Annotated in this window: 7 protein-coding genes; all 7 read right to left on the bottom strand. The window is 74.9% G+C overall.

Annotated features, from left to right (window positions below):
- Window positions 1–1,365 (bottom strand): condensation domain-containing protein (locus Pta02_RS33470; RefSeq protein ID WP_239131432.1); only part of this gene is annotated, 1,365 nt, incomplete at its 3' end.
- On the bottom strand, window positions 1,358–4,630 hold the full coding sequence (locus Pta02_RS33465; protein WP_203879002.1) for a non-ribosomal peptide synthetase: 3,273 nt from the start codon (window positions 4,628–4,630) through the stop codon (window positions 1,358–1,360). The genes Pta02_RS33465 and Pta02_RS33470, both read right to left, overlap by 8 nt.
- On the bottom strand, window positions 4,627–7,845 hold the full coding sequence (locus Pta02_RS33460) for a non-ribosomal peptide synthetase (protein WP_203879001.1): 3,219 nt from the start codon (window positions 7,843–7,845) through the stop codon (window positions 4,627–4,629). Before Pta02_RS33460 ends, Pta02_RS33465 begins: the two co-directional genes overlap by 4 nt.
- Entirely contained in the window at window positions 7,842–8,039 is a 198-nt protein-coding gene (locus tag Pta02_RS33455; RefSeq protein ID WP_203879000.1) for an MbtH family protein, read from the bottom strand. Before Pta02_RS33455 ends, Pta02_RS33460 begins: the two co-directional genes overlap by 4 nt.
- A complete protein-coding gene (locus Pta02_RS33450) occupies window positions 8,032–13,437 on the bottom strand; it encodes a type I polyketide synthase (protein ID WP_203878999.1) in 5,406 nt (1,801 codons plus the stop codon). Before Pta02_RS33450 ends, Pta02_RS33455 begins: the two co-directional genes overlap by 8 nt.
- Window positions 13,434–18,197 carry a non-ribosomal peptide synthetase gene (locus tag Pta02_RS33445; protein WP_203878998.1) on the bottom strand — a complete coding sequence of 1,588 codons (4,764 nt, stop codon included), beginning with the start codon at window positions 18,195–18,197 and terminating at the stop codon, window positions 13,434–13,436. The genes Pta02_RS33450 and Pta02_RS33445 overlap by 4 nt, the downstream gene beginning before the upstream one ends.
- Complete coding sequence (locus Pta02_RS33440) at window positions 18,194–19,672, bottom strand: thioesterase domain-containing protein (RefSeq protein WP_203878997.1); 1,479 nt, start codon at window positions 19,670–19,672, stop codon at window positions 18,194–18,196. The genes Pta02_RS33445 and Pta02_RS33440 overlap by 4 nt, the downstream gene beginning before the upstream one ends.
- Between the last annotated feature and the right edge of the window lie 115 nt (window positions 19,673–19,787).

Raw genomic sequence — 19,787 nt, 5'->3', positions numbered from 1 at the left:
GCGGGACACCACCAGCTCCCGCTCCTGCGGCGGCAGGAGATCCAGCTCGCCCACGGGCACCTCGGGCCCGGCGGAAACCGCACGCAGCAGCGCCTCGAACCGCTGCCCCAGCCGCCGCACCGTCTCCGGCAGGAACAGCTCCCGGTTGTAGACGAACCGCCCCGCCAGCCCGTCGCCGGACTCGGTGACGTACAGCTCCAGGTCGAAACGGGTGGTCGCGGTGTCCAGCTCGAACCCCTCGCCGCCGGCCCGGTAGTTCTGCAGCGCGAACAGCACCTGCAGGTACGGCCTGCTCACGTCGCGCACCGGGTCCAGCTCGGCCACCAGCTTCTCGAACGGCAGCTCCTGGTGCCCGTAGACCTCCAGCGTCGCGTCCCTGGTACGGCGCAGCAGTTCGGCGAAGCCGGGATTGCCGGCCAGCCGGGCCCGCATCGGCAGCAGGTTGACGAACAACCCGACCACGGACTCGAACTCCGGCCTGCTCCGCCCGGCCACCGGCGAGCCCACCACGAAGTCGGTCGCGCCCGACCACCGGCCGAGCAGCACCTGGAAGGCGGCGAGCAACGCCATGTACGGCGTCGCCCCCTCCGCCGCGGCCAGCTCGCGCAGCCGCCCGGTCACCTCCGCGTCCACGGTGAGGTCGCACCAGCCGCCCCGCACCCCCTGCACCGGCGGGCGCGGCAGGTCCAGCGGCAGGTCCAGCGGCTCCACCCCGGCCAGCTCCGCGCGCCAGAACGCCAGCTCGCGGTCGAGCACCTCGCCGGTCAGCCGTTCCCGCTGCCACAGCGCGTAGTCGCCGTAGCCGATCTCGGGGGGCGGGCCCGCATCGCCCAGCAGCTCGCGCACGATCAGGTCGGCGGACCAGCCGTCGGTCACGATGTGGTGGGCGGCGACCAGGAGCACGTGGTCGCCGGGCGCGAGCCGTACCAGGACGGCACGCAGCAACGGGCCGTCGGCCAGGTCGAACGGGACCGCGAGGTCCGCGCTGAGCACCTTCCCGGCCTCCTGCTCCGAGGCCGCCGTCACGACCCGCAGCGGTACCCGCGGGTGTGCGGCGACCCGCACCTCGGGCCGCCCGTCCGGCCCGGCCGGGAAGGTCATCCGCAGGCTCTCGTGCCGCGCGGCCAGAGCGTCCAGCCGCTCCTGCAGCAGCGCCACGTCGACGGGCCCGCGCAGGCGGGCGGAGACGGGCAGCACGTACGCGCTCGTGCCGGGGGTGAACTGCTCCATGAACCACAGCCGCTCCTGCGCGAACGACAGCGGCGGCGCCGTCCCCCCGGGTCGGCGCGCGATCGGCCGCTCGGTGTTCAGCCCGGTCACGGCCTTGCGGAAGCGCGCCTCCAGCCGGGTCCTGCGCTCATCCACGCCCGCTTGCCTCCCGGTCGAACTCCGCCTCGGCCAGCCGTTCGAGCGCGGCGGCCAGCCCGCGGGGAGTGGGGTGGGTGAAGGTGAGCTTCAGCGGCACCTCCAGGTCCGCGGCGGCCGCGATCCTGGCCGTGGTCCTGGTGGCCAGGAGCGAGTGGCCGCCGAGCCGGAAGAAGTCGTCCAGCGCACCCACCCGCTCCAGCCCGAGCACCTCGGCCCAGACCGCGCACACCAGCTCCTCTGCGGCCGTGCCGGGCGGCTCGTAGCCGGCGGCGTCCTGCCGTTCGGGCGCCGGCAGCGCGTCCTGGTCCACCTTGCCGGCGGGCGTGAGCGGGATCCGGTCCACCACGACGATCGCCCCCGGCACCATGTGCGGCGGCAGCTCGGCGGCCAGGTGCTCGCGCAGGACGGCCTCGATACCGGGCCTCCCGCCCGCACCGAGCCCACCGGCGTCATCCGGCTCGCCGGCCGCGCCGGGCACGGCGTACGCGATCAGGCCGCCGTCGCGGACCACCACGGTCGCCCGGGCCACCGCCGGGTGCGCCAGCAGGCAGGACTCGATCTCGCCGGGCTCCACCCGGTAGCCGCGCACCTTCACCTGCCGGTCGAGCCGGCCCAGGATCTCCAGCCGCCCGTCCAGGCGGAAGCGGGCGCGGTCGCCGGTGCGGTAGCGGCGGGTGCCGTCCGGGCCGGGCAGGAAACGCTCGGCGGTCAGCGCGGGGGCGCCGCGGTAGCCGCGGGCCACGCCCGCGCCGCCGATGTACAGCTCGCCCGCGGCGCCCGGCGGGACCGGGCCGCCGTCGGGGGCGAGCACCTCCAGCGTGGTGCCCGGCAGCGGGCGGCCCACGGTCGGCCGCCGCGCGGACTCCGCCGGGTCCAGCTCGGCGGTGGTCGCGATGATCGTCGTCTCCGTGGGGCCGTAGCTGTTGACCAGCCGGGCCGCCGGGGGCCCGGAGGCGTACCAGGCGGCCAGGGCCGGGCCCGGCAGCGGGTCGGCGCCGAGGATGAGCAGCCGCAGCCCCGGCGGCCAGGCGACGCCGGCGGCGAGCAGCTCCTGCCAGTAGGAGGTGGGCAGGTCGATGACGGTCAGCGCGGCGCCGTCGGGGGTCTTCAGGAAGTCCGGCAGCGGCTCGTCCGGGCACAGGACCAGCTCGGCCCCCGCCGCCAGTGTCGGGTAGATCTCTTCGGCGTGCGTGTCGAAGCTCGCCGAGGCGAACTGCAGCACCCGGTCGCCGGGGCCGACGCCGTACTCCTCCCGCATCCGGTTCACCCGCGCGGCCAGCGCCCCGCGCGGCACCTCCACGCCCTTGGGCCGCCCGGTGGAGCCCGAGGTGTAGATCACGTACGCCAGCGTCCCGGGACCCGCGGCGGCTCCCGCGCGGTCCGCCTCCGGGCCGCCGGGAAGTCCCACGTGGTCCTCACCCGGATCGTCGAGCGGGATCACCGGCAGGTCGCACTCCAGCAGGCCGTCCTGCGCCAGCAGCAGCCCGGCCCCGGAGTCCCGCAGCATCCACCGCAGCCGCTCGGCCGGGTAGCCGGGGTCCAGCGGCAGGTAGGCGCCGCCCGCCTTGCCCACCGCCAGCATCCCGGCGACCAGCTCCACCGACCGGCGGGCGCACAGGCCCACCACCGTCTCCGGTCCCACCCCGGCCGCGGTCAGCCGCCCGGCCAGCCGGGAGGCGAGCGCGTCCAGCTCGGCGTACGTCACCCGGCGCGGGCCCTGGGTGACCGCGATCGCGGACGGCGAGAGCCCGGCCCGCTCCTCGAACAGCGCGACGACCTCGCGATCCGTCCCGGAGACGGGCTCGCCGGCCGGCAGCCGGTCCTCCGGCAGCAGCATCGCGGCGCGCAACGCCGACAGCGGCGCCCCGGGGGAGTCGGCCACGGCCTCCAGCACCCGCTCCCACCGGCGCAGCAGCCGGACCGCCGTCTCCTCGTCGAACAGGTCGGCGGCGTAGGACAGCAGCGCGTACAGGGTGCCCTCGCGCTGGGTGACGTCCAGCATCAGGTCGAACTTGGCCTGGGCCGCCCCCGGGTCGAAGACCTCCACCTCGATCCCCGGCAGCGGCAGCGCGGAGGCGTCCTTGTCCTGGATCACGAACATCGCCTGGAACAGCGGCGTCGTGCTCAGGTCGCGCCGTACGCCGAGGTCGTTGAGCAGGCGCTCGAAGGGGATGTCCTGGTGGGCGAAGGCGTCCAGGACCGTCGCCTTGGTGCGGGCGAGCAGGTCGCGGAAGGCCGGGTCGCCCGACAGGTCGCCGCGCAGCACCAGCGTCTCGGGGAAGAAGCCGACGACGTCCCGCAGCTCGGGCCGGTCGCGCCCGGCGGTCACCGAGCCGACCGCGATGTCGTCCTGCCCGGAGTGCGCCCACAGCAGCGTCTGGTAGGACGCCAGCAGCACCATGAACAGCGTGCACCGCTCGTCGCGGGCCAGCCGCTCCAGCCGGGCGGTCAGCTCGGCGCCGATCCTGCGCACCTTGTAGTCGCCGCTGGGCGTGCGCACGGCCGGGCGGGGCCGGTCCACCGGCAGTTCGAGCGGCTCCAGCCCGGCCAGCCGGGCGCGCCAGTAGTCGAGGTCGCGCTGCGACGGTTCGCGTGAGCGCTGCCAGGCCGCGAAGTCGCGGTAGTCCAGCGACGGCTCCGGCAGGTCCGCCCGGCCGCCGCGCAGGCCGGCCGCGTAGCAGGCGGCCAGCTCGCCCAGGAGCTGCTTCAGCGACCAGCCGTCGGCCACGATGTGGTGCAGCACCAGGCAGAGCACGTGGTCGGTCTCCGACAGCGCCAGCAGGTGCACCCGCACCAGCGGCCCGGCCGCCAGGTCGAACGGGGCGTTCGTGAGCTCGGAGACCAGCGCCGTGGCCCGCTCCTCCCGCTCGGCCGCCGGGACGTCGCCCAGGTCCACGAGCACCGGTTCGAGCTTCGCCGACGGATCGACCACCAGCACCGGCCGGCCCGCGTCGGCCGGGAAGCGGGCCCGCAGCATCGGATGCCGCGCCGCCAGCGTGTCCACGGCGTACCCGAGCGCCTCGGCCGAGAGCCGGCCGCGCAGCCGCTGCACCATGTACATGTTGTAGGAGGCGTCGGAGGGATCCAGCCGCTGCAGGAACCACAGCCGCTCCTGCCCGTAGGACAGCGGCGCCGGCCCGTCCGGGTCGGGGCGCGGCGGGATGCCCGCCGCGCGCACCGGCCCCCGGTCCCGGAGCCTGCGTTCCAGCGCCGCGCGCTGTTCCGGGCTCAGCCGCGCCAGCCGTTCCCGCATGTCACTCATGCGTCCGCACCCTCCACAGGGTCATCCGCCAGCAGCGCTTCCAGCTCGGCGTCGTCGCCGAGCTGCAGCTCCAGTACGGCCAGCGCCTGCTCGGCCACCGTGGTGAGCTCGAAGCAGTCCCGCAGGTCCATCTCGATCCCGTAGATCTCCCGGTACCGGGTGACCAGCGACACCGCCAGCAGCGAGTGCCCGCCCAGCTCGAAGAAGTCGTCGTTCACGCCCACCCGCTCGCGGCCCAGCAGTTCGCCCCAGAGCGCGCACAGATCGGCCTCGAGCGGTGTGCCGGGTTCGGCGTAGGCGGTGCCCAGGTCTGCGCGGCCGGACCCGGTGGGCGGCGGCAGCGCGGCCCGGTCGAGCTTGCCGCTCGGCCCCAGCGGGAACTCCGTCACCTGGACGAACGCCTGCGGCAGCAGCGGCGGCGGCAGCTTGCGGGCCAGCGTCCCGCGCATGGCGTGGGCCAGCTCGGAGGGCTCGCCCGTCCAGTCCACGTACGCCACCAGCCCGCGTCCGCCCGGCGCGTCGTCGCGCAGCGCCACCACGGCCCGCCGCACGCGCGGGTCCTCGGCCAGCACGGCCTCCACCTCGCCCGGCTCGACCCGCCAGCCGTGCACCTTCACCTGGTCGTCGATCCGGCCCAGATACTCCAGCTCGCCGTCGGGCCGGAGCCTGGCCAGGTCGCCGGTGGCGTACAGCCGGGAGCCCGGCGGGCCGTACGGGTCGGGCACGAAGCGCTCGGCGGTCAGCCCGGGCCGGCCCGCGTAGCCGCGGGCGACCTGGACGCCGCCGATGTGCAGGTGTCCCGGCACGCCGACGGGCATCGGCTCCAGCCGTTCGTCGAGGACGTACAGCCGGCAGCCCGGCATCGGCCGGCCGATCGGCAGTGTGGCGCGTCCCTCGACGTCCTCGCACTTCCAGGCGGTGACGTCGACGGCCGCCTCGGTCGGGCCGTACAGGTTGTGCAGCTCGGCGCCGGGCAGCCGCTCGAAGAAGCGGGCGGCCATCCGCGGGGGCAGCTCCTCGCCGCTGCACACCACCCGCCGCAGCGACGTGCACGACTCGATGCCGGCCTCCTCCAGGAAGAGCGCCAGCATCGAGGGCACGAAGTGCATCGTGGTGATCCCGTGCTGTTTGATCAGGTCGCGCTGGTGGTTGGGGTCGCGATGCCCGCCCGGCCGTACCGGGACCAGGACCGCGCCCCGGGTCAGCGGCCAGAAGAACTCCCACACCGACACGTCGAAGCTGGTCGGCGTCTTCTGCATGACCACGTCGGCCGGGGTGAGCCCGAACCTGTCCTGCATCCAGGCGAGCCGGTTGACGATGCCGCGGTGGGAGTTGACCACGGCCTTCGGCCGGCCGGTGGAGCCGGAGGTGTAGATCAGGTAGGCGGCGTCGTCCGGCCCGGTGACCGGGTCCAGGTCGCCGGACGGCTGGTCGAAGTCGTCCTCCAGGAAGACCGGCTTGGCCACGCCGCCGGGCAGCGCGTCCCGCAGGTGCCGCTGGGTCAGCAGCACCCTGGCGCCGCTGTCGGCCAGCATGAACGCCAGCCGGTGCCGCGGGTACTCGGGGTCGAGCGGCACGTACGCGCCGCCCGCCTTGAGCACCGCGAGCAGCGCCACGACCAGCTCGGGCGAGCGCTCGGCGCAGACCGCGACCGGATCGCCGCGCCCGACCCTGATCTTGCGCAGCCAGCGGGCCAGCCGGTTGGCGCGGGCGTTCAGCTCGGCGTAGGTCAGGGTGACGTCGCCGAAGACGACGGCCGGCGCGTCGGGCGTGGCCGCCGCCTGCGCCTCGACCAGCGCGGAGAGCGTGCCCTCCGGCGCCCCGGGTCCTCCGGAGAGGCCGAGCTCCTCGGAGGCGCCGGACCCTTCGGGGGCGCCCAGCGCGAGCACCCGCTCCCGTTCCCCGGCGGTGAGCAGCGGCAGCGCCCGCACCTCCCGGTCCGGGTCGGCGACCGCGGCCTCGACCAGCGTGCGCAGCTGGTCGTCGAACCGCTCGATCGTCCCGTGGTCGAACAGGTCGACGGCGTACTCCAGCCGGGTGTGCAGCCTGCCGTCGCGCATGTTCAGGTCGAGCTGGACGTCGACCTTCGCGGTGCCGTTGGCGACCTGCCCCTCGTTGGTGCCCGAGGCGAGGTTGAACATCACCTGGTACAGCGGCGGCACGCTCAGGTCGCGGGTCGGCTGCAGGTCCTCCACCAGCCGTTCGAACGGCAGCTCCTGATGGTCCAGCGCCTCGGCCACCGTGGTGCGCACCCGCGCGACCGCCTCGCGGAAGCTCGGCGAGCCCGACAGGTCCACGCGCAGCGGCACCGCGTTGACGAACATCCCGATGACCGGCTCGGTCTCCGGCAGCAGCCGCCCGGCGATCGGCGTGCCCACCACGATGTCGTCCACGCCCGACCAGCGCGACAGCACGGCCGCGTAGGCGGTGAGCATCACCGTGAACAGCGTCGTGTTGAGGTCCTTGGCCAGCCGCTCCAGCCCGGAGCTCAGCTCGGGGGAGTAGACGCCCAGGCACACCTCGCCCCGGTAGGTGCGGCGGGCCGGGCGCGGCCGGTCGCCCGGCAGGCCCAGATCGGCGGGGATCCCGGCGAGCCGCTCCCGCCAGTGCGCCAGTTCGGACTCCAGGAACTCGCCGGTGAGGCGGCCGCGCTGCCACACCGCGAAGTCGGCGAACTGGATCTGCAGCTCGGCCAGCTTGGGCGCCCTGCCCTCGCCGATCGCGTCGTAGCACTCCTCCAGCTCGTCAACGAAGATCATGCTGGAGACGCCGTCGAACACCGTGTGGTCGAAGACGATGACCAGCCGCAGATCGTCGTCGGCCATCCGGACGTGCTTGCCCCGCCACAGCGGCGCCTGCTCCAGCGTGAACGGCGTCGCCGCGTCGATCCTGGCCAGCCGTTTCAGCTCCGCCTCGCGCTCGGCCGCCGGCAGGTGGGTCAGATCGATCTCGACGAGCCGGGCGGGAGGCGCGGAGTCGGTGACGATCTGCACGACCTGCCCGTCCCTGAACTCGAACGTGGTCCGCAGCGCCTCGTGCCGCCGCACCACCATGTCGACGGCCTGTTCCAGGCGGCGCGGGTCCACCGGCTGCCGGGCGGACATCGGCATCAGCATGCCGATGTTGTAGACGGCCAGGTCGGGCTCGAACCGGGCCAGGAACCACATGCGCTCCTGGCCCGACGAGGCCGGGAAGACGTCGTCGGACGTACTCACCGGACGCCCTCTGCTTCCATGGCCTCCCGCAGGCTCTTGGGCCGCATGTCGGTCCAGACCTGCTCGATGTGGGCCAGGCACTCGTCCTTGGTGCCGGTGAACCCGGCGTCGTGCCAGCCGGCGGGGTTCTCCCTGCCCACGGGCCAGATCGAGTACTGCTCCTCGTCGTTGAGCACGACCTTGACGTCACTCACTGCTGCTCCTCCGCGGAAGCCTGGGGATGGTCTGACCGGCCGGCTCGGCGGCGGGAGCCCGGCCGGCCTCGTCGATGAGCGCCGCCACCCCCGCCACCGTCGGCTCCTCGAACAGGCTGCGCATCGGCAGCCGGACGCCCAGTTCCTTGCGGATGAGGGCGATGAGCTGGACCGCGATCAGGGAGTTGCCGCCCAGCTCGAAGAAGTCGTCGTCGACGCCGATGTGCTCGCCGCCGAGCACCTCGCCCCACAGCCTGGCGATGGTGGCCTCCACCTCGCTCCGCGGCGCGACGTACCCCTCGCCCGGCGATCTGGCCTGCCGGTCGGCGACGGCGGCCGGATCGAGCTCGGACTCGACCGTCTCCTGGGTCAGCGAGCCGACCCCGGCGATCAGTTCGGCGACCGGTGTGGCCGCCACCACGACCTGCGGCCCGAGCGGTACGGCCAGCAGCCTGCGCAGCGCCCGCGCGCCGTCGGCCGGCCTGATGCCGACGGCGTCCTCGGGGGTCGCCACCGCGGTGCCGGCGCGCTGGGAGTCGGCCTCGGCCACCACCCCGGCGACCACGGCGCCGGTGTCGATGCGGCGCAGCACGTAGTCGGAGATCTGCACCAGCACGGTGCCGTCGGGCGCGATGAACGTCACGTCCACGGCCAGCACCTCGTCGGTGTCGTTGCCGGTGATGCGCAGGTGGCTCCAGAACGCCTCGGGCAGGGCGTCCCGTACGGTGATCCGGCCGTACCCGAGCGGCAGGTAGTGGCCCTCGACCTCCACCCAGCTGAAGGAGGTGGCGCTGTCCATCATGGCCGGGTGCAGTCCCCACCGGTCCAGGTCCTGCAGCACCACCTCGTCGGCCTCGAAGAGGCCGAGGGCCTCGCCCTGCCCGATGTAGGCGTCGCTCAGGTTCCGGCTCCAGTGGGCGCCGAGCGTCAGCAGCCCGGACAGCGGCACCCCGCCCTGGTCCTCGGAGGAGGGCGCGCACCGGTCCATGATCACTCGCAGGTCCACGCGGTCGGCCGGGCCCGGGTTCACCTTGGCCGCCACGCCGCGGGCGTGGGTGCGGTGGGAGTCGCCGACGATGCTCTGCACCTGGAACTCCGCGCCGTCGGACTCGGGGGTGAACATCACCCGCACCTCGGCGGTGGCCCCGTCGGCCACCGACAGCGGCTCGACGAAGACCACGTCCCGCAGCTCGATCAGCCCGTCACCGGGGATCACCGCCTCGGCGGCGGTCCTGGCCAGCTCGACGTGGCCGGTGCCGGGCAGCACCGGGACCCCGGAGATGCGGTGCTCGTCCAGCACCCAGTGGGTCTGCGGGGACAGCACGCCGCTGCACCAGCCGAGCTCCTGGCCCTCGTGCCTGGCGGTGATCACGGGGTGGTCGACCGCCTTGATCCGGTCGCCGCGCTGCAGGGCGGTGAACCCGGCCGGCGCCGCGGTCTCCGCCGCCATGCCGACCTCCAGCCACTTGCCCCAGTTCACGCTGACGAGCCGGGCGGTGTTCCAGCCGCGGTCCGCGCGGGCGTGCGCGTCGAGGAAGTTGTTGGCGGCGCAGTAGTCGATCTGCCCGAACCCGCCGGCCACCGCGGTGATCGACGAGCAGAACACCACCGCCTCCAGCTCCAGGTCGCCGAAGGCGGCCCGGAGGGCGAGCGTGCCGAGCACTTTGGGCCGCAGCACGGCCTCGGCCGCCTCCCGCTCCTTGATCTCGGCCATGCCGCCGCCCGGCAGGCCGGCCGCGTGCACGAGCACGTCCACCCGGCCGAACGCGGCCAGCGTCTCGTCCCTGACCCGCCGCATGTCGGCGGCGTCGGTGACGTCGGCGGCCAGGCACAGCACCTGCGCGCCGGCCTCCCTCATCCGGCCGACCGCCTCGGCCGCCCTGGCCTCGCGGGCCGAGCGCGGCGGCCCGTCCGGCAGCCCGCTGCGCGACAGCAGCACCAGCCGCACCCGCGCCCGGGCGGCCAGGTCCTGGGCCAGCGAGATGCCGATGCCGCCCAGACCGCCGGTGATCACGTACACCTGGCCGTCACGCGGCTCGACCGGCTCCTCGGCCACCTCCAGCTGCTCGTAGCCGAGCAGCCAGCGCCGTCCGCCGCGCAGTCCGACCGGGGCCGACAGCCCCGCCTCGCCCGGCTCGGCCTCCCGGCCCAGCTCGGCCGCGACCGCCCGCGCCCAGCCCGCGTCGATCCCCGCCGCCCCCGCGTCCGGGGCGTCGATCTGCCGCACCCGCAGCCACGGCGTCTCCAGCGGCACCACCCGCGCGAACGCCGCCAGCGTCGCGTGCTCCGGCCGGGTCAGGTCGCCGCCGGTGACGTCCATCGTGCCCGCGGTGATGAGGTCGAGCTGGACGCCGCCCGCGGGCTGCGCCGCCGACAGCGCCTGCACCAGGGCGAGGACGCCGAAGAAGCCGTCCTCCTGCGCCTGCCACGTGTCCCGGGAACCCGTCGCGGCCCACGCGTGGACGATGCGGCCGGGCAGCTCGCCGACGGCCTCCAGCAACGCGTCGTAGTCCTCCCGTACGGCCGGCCGCACCGTGAACCGGTCGCCGTCGGCGGTGAAGCCCGTGCCCCGCCGCACCTCCAGCACCTCGGTCCCCGAGGCGCGCAGCGCGGCGGCCAGCGCGGCCGACTCCTCGTCCACGAACGCCAGGCACCGCGTCACCGGCGCCGGGCGGGCCGGGCCGGGCGGCGCCTGCCGCCAGACCGGCACCCCGTACCACCGCTCGGCCGGCAGGTTGCCGTGCGTCTGCTGCGGCATGGCGGTCCCGCCGGTGAACGCGCCCTGCGGGTCGGGGTCGATCCACGCCCGCTGCCGCTCCCAGGCGTAGCCCGGCAGCGACACCCGGTAGCCCGGCGCCCCGAAGTCGGACATCTCGACGCCGTTCACCCACAGCGCGCCCACGGCCTGCGAGAACACCTGCACGTCCCCGGCCTTGTCCCGCGGTCCCGGCAGCGAGGGCAGCGGGGCGGGCGCACCGGCCGGCAACTGCGTCCTGACCAGACCGGAGAGCTGACGCCCCGGCCCGCACTCGATCATGATCCACTCGCCGTCGGCGACCAGGGCCGCGACGCAGTCGCCGAAGCGCACCGGCTCGCGCACGTGCCTGGCCCAGTAGGACGGGTCGACGGCCTCGGCCGCGGTGATCCACGTGCCGCTCACGTTCGACAGGAACGGCAGGCTCGGCGCGCTCAGCTCGGTCGCCGCGACCAGCGCGCGGAACTCGCCGAGCATCGGCTCCATCATCGCCGAGTGGAAGGCGTGCGAGGTGCGCAGCGGCGTGCAGCCGATGCCCTCCTCCTCCAGCATCTCGGCCAGCTCGCGTATCGACGCCGACGGCCCGGCCACCACGCACGTGCCGGGACCGTTGATCGTCGCCACCGACACGTCGCCGGGCAGCAGCGGCGCGACCTCGTCCGGCATGAGCTGTACGGCCAGCATCGACCCGGGCGGCATGCCCTGGATGAGCCGCCCGCGCGCCTCGACCAGCCGCAGCGCGTCCGGCAGGGTGAACACCCCGGCGATGGTCGCGGCCACGTACTCGCCGATGCTGTGCCCGATCATCGCCGCGGGCTCGACGCCGAGCGAGAGCCAGAGCCTGGCCAGCGCGTACTCGACGGTGAACAACGCGGGCTGGGTGAGGGAGGTCTGCCGCAGCCGCTCGTCGGCCTCCTCGCCGATGGCGAAGATCTGCTCCCTGACGTCCAGGATCGCCGCGCACTCGTCGACGGCCTCGCGGAAGACCGGCTCGTTCTCGTACAGCTCGGCCGCCATGCCGCCGTACTGCGCGCCCTGGCCGGGGAACAGGAACGCCACCTGCGGCGTCCGCTTCTGCTTGGCCCCGGAGACGATCCTCTTGGGGTCGGCCAGCGCGGCGACCGCGTCGGCGGGCGAGGTGGCCACCACCACGGCCCGGTGTTTGAGCTCGCGCCGTCCCGCCCGCAGCGTGAACGCCACGTCGGCGAGTTCGACGTCCGGATTCTCGGCCAGGTGCTCGGCCAGCCGTTCCCCGGCCGCGGCGAGCGAGGCCTCGGTCCTGGCCGACAGCCTCAGCAGGTGCGCGGGCCGCTCCCGGGGGAGCTCCTCGCGCGGCGGCGCCTCCTGGAGTACGGCGTGCGCGTTGGTCCCGCCGATGCCGAAGGAGCTGACGCCCGCGCGCCGGGGGAAGCCGTTGCGCTCCCACTTGACCGGCGTGGAGACCACGTAGAACGGGCTCGCCGGGAAGTCGATCTTCGGGTTGGGGCTCTTGTAGTGCAGCGTCGGCGGGATCAGCCCGTTCTCCAGGGACAGCACCGCCTTGATCACGCTGGCCACGCCCGCCGACTGCCCGAGGTGGCCGATGTTGCTCTTGACCGAGCCGATGCCGCACCACTGGGTGTCGGTCGTGTCCTGCGAGAACACGCTGGACAGCGCCGCCACCTCGATCGGGTCGCCGAGCGCGGTGCCGGTGCCGTGCGCCTCGACGTAGGTGACCGTGCGCGGGTCCACCCCGCCCACGCCGAGCGCCTGCGCGACGACCGCGGCCTGCCCGTCCAGGCTCGGCGCGGAGAAGCCCACCTTGCCCGCGCCGTCGTTGTTGATCGCGTTGCCGAGCACGACCGCGCGGATGTTGTCCCGGTCGGCGATCGCCTCCGACAGCCGCTTGAGCACGATCACGCCGCCGCCGCTGCCCCAGATCGTGCCGCCGGCGTCGGCGTCGAAGGGGCGGCAGTGCCCGTCGGGGGAGACGATGCCGTCCTGGTCGTAGATATAGCCCTGGCCCTGCGGCAGGTCGAGCATGGCGGCCCCGGCCAGCGCCATGTCGCACTCGCCGTTGCGCAGCGCCTCGCAGGCGATGTGCAGCGCCACCAGCGCCGTCGAGCACGCGGTGTGCACGGTGTAGCTGGGACCGCGCAGGTCGAGCTTGTAGGAGGCGAGGGTGGCGCAGTAGTCGACGTGGTTGCCCACCATGATGGCCAGCCACCCGGCGTTGGCCTGCGCCTGGGCGTTGCTGCGGATGTTGATCCACTGGTAGAAGTCCGAGCCCGACCCGGCGTAGACGCCGATCTCGCCCGGATAGCGGAACGGGTCGTAGCCCGCGTCCTCCAGCGCGGTGTGCGACAGCTCCAGGAACAGCCGGTGCTGCGGGTCGCGGACCTCGGCCTCCCTGATCGACATGCCGAAGAACGCCGCGTCGAAGCCCTGATGGTCGTCCATCACCATCGCCGCGGGCACGAAGGACGGATCGGCCAGGGTCGCCTCGGACACCCCCAGCGCCCGCTGCTCGTCCAGGGTGTATGTGGTCAGCGACTCCACACCGTCGGCGAGGTTGCGCCAGAACTGCCGCGCGTCACCCGCTCCCGGAACCCGACACGACAAGCCGATGATTGCGATCGGCTCAACCGTGGGTTCGTCGGTCATGCGGTCGTCCCTTTCTCGTCGCGATTCCTCAGCCGGTCCCGCCGTACGGCGAGGCGGCGGGCCGCCCTGTCCAGGCCGGGGCTGCCGCCCCCGCCGTCGAGGTGGGCGGCGAGCGTTCTGATCGTGGGATGGCGGAACAGTTCCACGATCGGGATGTCACGGCCGGTCGCCGCCTTCAGGCGCGCCTGTACGGCGGCCATGGCGAGCGAGTGTCCGCCGATCTCGAAGAAGTTGTCGTCGGGCCGCAGCCGCGGCACCCCCAGCACCGCGTGCCACACCTGGGCGACCACCTTCTGGGTGGGCCCGTCCAGGTGGCCGTTGCCGCCGGCCGTCGCGGCGGCCCGGACCGGCGGACGGCGCAGCGCGGCCCTGTCCACCTTGCCGTTGGGGGTCAGCGGCAGCGCGGGCAGCAGCACCACCTCGCCGGGCACCGCGTGCTCGGGCAGGATCAGGCGCAGCCGCTCCAGCACCCGGTGCGCGGTCAGCCCGGGTCCGGCGGGCACCACGTAGCCGGTCAGCGTCCCGTCCTCGGCCCGGGCGGCGGCGGCCCGCACGTCCCGGCAGCCGGCCAGCGCGGCCTCCACCTCGCCGAGCTCCACCCGGAAGCCGCGGACCTTCACCTGGTCGTCGGCGCGGCCGGTCAGGGTCACGGTGCCGTCGGGGTTGAGCCGGCCGAGATCGCCGGTGCGGAACCGGTCGCCGTCGAACCGCTCCCGGGTCAGCGCCGGGTCGAGATAGCCGGTGGCGAGGTGGCGGCTGCGGACGACCACCTCGCCCAGTTCGCCCACCCCGGCCCGGCGGCCGTCCGCGGCGAGGACGAGGATCTCGCTGCCCTCGACCGGCCCGCCCACGGGCACCGGGTCCGCGGTGGGCTCGCCCAGTTCGTACCAGGCGTGGGCCTGCGGGGTCTCGGTGGTGCCGTAGAAGGCGACCAGCCGGGCGGCGGGCGTGAGCCGCCGCAGCCGGGCGGCCTCGGCCCAGGTGAGGCGGTCGCCGCCCACGCCGACCAGCCGGACGGCGGGCAGCGTCGCGCCGGTGCCCGCCAGCATCGCGGCGAGCTGCGGGGTCAGGTGCAGGACGGTGATCGCGTGCTCGCGCAGCCAGGCGGCCAGCCGTACCGGGTCGCGGAGCAGCTCCTGGCCGGGGACGGACAACTGCGCGCCCGCTCTGACCGGGACGAACATGTCGCGCAGCGCGGGATCGTGCGCGAGCCCGGACAGCAGCGCGAACCGGTCCTGCGGCGTTATCCCGAAGGTCCGGACGTACCAGTCGGCGAAGTGGGCCAGCGGGCGGTCGGTGGTGACGACCGGCTTGGGGTCGCCGGTGGTGCCCGAGGTCAGCGACAGATAGCCGCGCTCGGGATGGATCGTGTCGTCCTCCTCGTCGGTGAGGACGATCTCCGGCAGCCCCTCCAGCCCCTCAAGCCCGGGCGCGCACCTGATCACGGCCTTCGCCCCCGAGGCCTGCCGCTCCTGTACGGCGGGCGGGTGGGCGGAGTCGACGATCAGCCATCGCGCCCCCGAGGCCAGCACGCCGAGCAGCAGCCCCGGCAACTCGGGCACCCGGGCCGCCAGCACGGCGACCGTCTCGCCCGGCCGGATCCCGGCGCGCCGGATCGCGGCCACGGTCCTGCGCCGCAGGCTCTCGTAGGCGGCGCCGTCCAGCAGGCCGGGCCCCTCCCACCCGGGCAGCTCGCGCGGCGGGGGCTGCGGCGCGCGGTGCCCGGTCAGCAGCTCGCCGAGCAGGTCGACGTAGCCGGTGAGCAGGGCCTCCATCCGCTCGGCCGAGTAGAGGTCGGGGTTGTAGACCAGCTCCAGCGCGTAGCCGCCGGCGCGCTCGCTGACGTACATGGTCAGGTCGAACAGCGCGCCCGGCAGGCCGGGCCGCAGCGGCTCGCTCGCGCAGCCCGGCAGGTCCAGCCGTGCCTCGGCGAAGTTGTACATGTTGAACAGGACCTGCGTGATCGGGTTGCGGCTCAGGTCCCGCGGGAGCCGCAGCGACTCCAGCAGCGGGGTCAGCGGCACGTCCCGGTGCCTGATCGCCGCGTTGAGCTCCCGGGTGCAGGCCGTCACCTGCTCGTCGAACCCGCCCGCCGGTCGCAGCCGCAGCGGGAGGACCTGCACGCACATGCCCACCAGCCGGTCGAAGGCCACGTGCGGCCGGTCGGCGTAGGCCGCGCCGATCACCAGGTCCTCGCGGCCCGACAGACGGGAGAGCTGCCGGGCGAAGGCGGCCAGCAGCACCGCGTAGGGCGTCGCGCCCAGCCCGGCCGCCAGCGCGCCGATCCGCCCGGCCGTCGCCGGATCCAGCTCGGCGCGGCAGGCGGCCCCGCGGAAGGTCTGCTCCGGCGGCCTGGGACGGTCCCTGGGCAGGTCCAGCACCAGCGGGGCGTCCCGCAGGTGGTCGCGCCACCAGGCCAGGGCGGTGGAGTCGTTCTGCACGCGCAGCCAGCGCACGTAGTCGGCGAAGCCGTGGCTCGCGCCCTCCAGGGCCTGCCCGCGGTAGGCGGCGGCCAGGTCGCGGTAGAGGACGTCCTGCGACCAGCCGTCGAAGACCAGGTGGTGGACGGTCAGGCACAGGACGTGGTCGTCGGGCGCCAGCCGGATCAGCCGCGCCCGGAGCAGCGGGCCCGCGGCCAGGTCGAACCTCGCCTGGGCCTCGGCCTCCAGCAGCCCGGCGAGCTCCTGCGGGGAGGCCTCCCCGACCGGCAGCTCCACCTCGTACGGCGGCGCCACCGACACCTCGGGCACCCCGTCGCGCGCGCCGACCCGCCAGCGCAGCACCTCGTGCGCCGTCACGACCGCGGTCAGCGCGCGGCGCAGCGCCGCCGGGTCCAGCGGGCCGCGGACGCGCTCGGCCATCGCGATGTTGTGCGCCGCCGAGTCGGGCGCCAGCCGCTCCACGAACCACATCCGGCGCTGGGCCGGCGACAGGGCCGCCGGGCTGCCGGTCGGCGGGACCCCGCCGCTGCCGCGCGGGGCCCGTTCGACCAGGGCGCTCAGCCCGCCGAAGGTGCGCGCCGCGTAGACGTCCTCGACCGAGACCTCCCGGCCGAGCTCCGCGCGGATGGCGGCCACCAGGCGCATCGCGCGCAGCGAGTGGCCGCCGTGCTGGAAGAAGTCGTCCTCGTCGCCGGGCGCCGGCGCCTGCAGCACGCGGGCCCAGATCCCGGCCAGCCCGCCGGCGCCGTCCTCCTGTCCGGCCGCCTCGTCCTCGTCCGGGCCCGCCGCCTTGAGCGCGGCGAGGTCCACCTTGCCCGAGGAGTTCAGGGGCAGCAGGTCCAGCCGTACCAGCCTGCTGGGCAGCATGTACGACGGCAGCCGTACCGACAGGTCCTCGCGCAGGGCGGCCAGGCCGGGCGCGTCCCGCGGCGTCACGTAGGCCACCAGCTCGCCCGCGAAGTCCACCACCGCCTGCAGCACCCCGGGATGGGCCCGCAGAGCCGACTCCACCTCGCCGATCTCCACCCGCTGCCCCTGGACCTTCACCTGACGGTCCAGCCGGCCCATGAACGCGATGCTGCCGTCGTCCTCCCACGCCACGTGGTCGCCGGTCCGGTACAGCCGCGCCCCCGGCTCCTCCGAGAACGGGTCGGGCACGAAGCGGTCGGCGGTCAGCCCGGGGCGGCCCAGGTAGCCGCGGCCGACCTGCGGCCCGCCGATGAACAGCTCGCCCGGCACGCCGGGCGGGCACTCGTTCATCTCCTCGTCCAGGATGTGCGCCCGGCAGCCGCGCAGCGGCCGGCCGATCGGCAGCGGCCGCCGCCACACTCCGTCGAACGCCCCCCCGACCACGCACACCGTCGACTCGGTCGGGCCGTACCAGTTGTGGAAGCGGGCGTGCGCCGACCACCGGGCCACCTGCTCGGGGCCGGGCGGCTCGCCGGCCGTCACCAGGTCCCTCAGGTGCGGCAGCCGGGCGGGGTCGACGAGCGGCAGGAGCGCCGGGGGGATGAACCCCCAGGTGACCTCGTGCTCTTCGAGGAAGCGCTGCAGCCTGGCCGGGTCCACCCGGTCCTCGTCGGGCACCAGCTGCACGCACCCGCCCGCGGTGAGCGGCGCCAGCATGTCCAGCACCGAGACGTCGAACCCGAGGGCGGAGAAGGCGATCGACCGGCAGGACCCGTCCAGGCCGAAGTGCGCGACGGTCGCGCTGGTGAAGGCGACGACGCTGCGGTGGCCGACGACCACGCCCTTGGGCCGCCCGGTGGATCCCGAGGTGTAGAGCACGTAGGCGGCCTTCTCCGCGGAGACCGGGCGCGCCGCCTGGATGTTCCCCGCGGCGTCCGGACCAGCCGGACCCGCAGCTCCGGCGCTCCCGGCCCCGGCCTCTGCGATCCCGACCAGCACGCGGTCGCAGCCGCCGAGCAGTTCCGCGCCCGCCCCGTCCACGACGACCACCGCGATCCCGGCGTCGTCGAGCACCTCCTCCAGCCGCGCGCGCGGGTGTCCCGGGTCCAGCGGCACGTACGCGCCCCCGGCCAGCAGCACGCCGAGCACCGCCACCGGCATCAGCGGGGTGCGCCGCGCGCACAGGCCCACCCGCGTCTCGGGCCCGACCCCGAGCCCGGTGAGCCGGGCCGCCAGGTCCGCGGCGCGCGCGACCAGCTCGGCGTAGGTCAGCGTGGTGTCCCACTGCCGGATCGCCGGCGCGTCCGGCGTCCGCGTGGCCTGCGCCAGGATCAGCTCGTCCAGCGACCCGTCCGGCGGCGTGTGCCCCGGCCCGTGCGTCCAGTTCGGGCGGAGCGGGGTCAACGTCATCCTGCGGCCTCCACGCGGTGCGGTTGCGGGCCTTGCCGTACCGTCTCGAAACGCAGGCGGAAGCCGGGGGAGCGGACGGCGACGGCGCCGATCGCCCGTCCCAGCGGCAGGTGCGTCACCCGCCACTGCGCCAGCCTCGCCACCTCGGGCGCCGTGTCCGGGATCCACGCCGCCCCCGGCTGCTGCCCGGCGAACCCGAACAGGGCCGGATCCACCCGCAGCCCGTCCCCGCTCGCCTTGAGCACCGCCTCCTTGGCCGTCCACGTGCGCAGCGCGCTGGGCAGCCTCATCTCCTCGGGCAGTGCCGCGAACTCGGCCGCCTCCCGCTCGTCGAGGGCGCCCTCGCAGAACGCCTGCTCGTCGGCGAGCGGGCGCAGCCGCTCGATGTCCGCCCCGACCTCGCGCCCCCAGGCCAGGGCCACCAGGACCAGGCCGCCCGACTGGCTCATGCTGAAGGTCAGATCGGTCCCGGTGTACGGCTTGCCGCCGGGCCTGGTGCGCAGCTCCTCGACGCCGGTCTCGACGCCGTACTCCCTCAGCAGCCGCCTGAGCACCACGCAGCGGCCGACGTACCAGTCCCGGTGCTCCCGGTGCCGGAACCGGGCGGCTCGCCCGGCCTCCCTGGGGGACAGCTCGTCCGTCGCCTCGCACACCTCGGGCAGCCGCTCCAGGTCGGCCAGCCAGATGTGCACCTCGTCCTCGCCGGGCCGCTCGGGGGAGTCCTCGCCGCGGAAGTCCTCGATGATCGCCTCGGCCACCCGCGCGCCGTGGGTGTTGAGGAACAGGTGGCCGGCGTCGAGCGTGTGCAGGCGGAACCAGGAGGAGGTGTGGCGGGCCCAGCCGAGCATCTCCGGATCGACCACCTCGCGATCGTGCGCGCCGGCGAAGGCGACGATCGGGTGGCCGAGGGGCTCCCGGCGGGTGTGGCGGTAGCCGCGCAGCCATGCCATGTCGGTGCGCAGGGCGGGGACGAGCAGCGTCTTGACCTCCGGTTGCGACCGCAGCGCCTCGGGCGCGCCGAGCCGGTCGATCAGTTCCTCGATGAGCTCCTCGTCGCCCAGGCCCGTCCAGCGGGCCAGGGTCTCCTGGCGCTCCGGCGGGTGCGCGGCGCCGACGTACAGGCGCCGGGGCGGGCGGACGCCCAGCCGCCGCAGCTCGCGCACCACCTCGAAGGCGAGCCGCGCGCCCATGCTGTGCCCGTAGACCGCGTACGGCGGGGCCGGGGCGGCGAGGTGGGCGGCGATGGCCCGGGCGATGGCCTCCGGGGCGAGCGCCCCCGGCTCGGCGATCAGGCCGGCCCGGCCGGGGAGCATGACCACCCGCACGTCGAAGGCGCCGTCGAAGGCCTGTCGCCAGGCCCAGAAGGCGGAGACGTCACCGCCCGCGTAGGGCAGGCAGAACAGCAGGGGAGCGTCGGGCGGGTAGCGCGTCAGCGAGGCGAACGGCGGGTCCGGTAACGCGTTTTCCTCTCGCATCGCTACGCGAAGTCACCTCCAGACGGAGCCCGCCGGCCCGTGCGAGATCGTCGCTCGAACAGCGGATGAAGGAATCGCTCGGACGGGGGTCGTCCCGCAGAGGATCTGTGCCAAG

This window comes from Paraplanobispora takensis (assembly GCF_016863195.1).
Taxonomy (GTDB): domain Bacteria; phylum Actinomycetota; class Actinomycetes; order Streptosporangiales; family Streptosporangiaceae; genus Planobispora; species Planobispora takensis.
This window is presented reverse-complemented; position numbering and strand designations above follow the sequence as displayed.

Bases quoted from the DNA above. Each gene is read 5' to 3' on its own strand.
- Pta02_RS33465 (WP_203879002.1), bottom strand. From the start codon at position 4,630: ATGAGTGACATGCGGGAACGGCTGGCGCGGCTGAGCCCGGAACAGCGC.
- Pta02_RS33450 (WP_203878999.1), bottom strand. From the start codon at position 13,437: ATGACCGACGAACCCACGGTTGAGCCGATCGCAATCATCGGCTTGTCG.
- Pta02_RS33445 (WP_203878998.1), bottom strand. From the start codon at position 18,197: ATGACGTTGACCCCGCTCCGCCCGAACTGGACGCACGGGCCGGGGCAC.
- Pta02_RS33440 (WP_203878997.1), bottom strand. From the start codon at position 19,672: ATGCGAGAGGAAAACGCGTTACCGGACCCGCCGTTCGCCTCGCTGACG.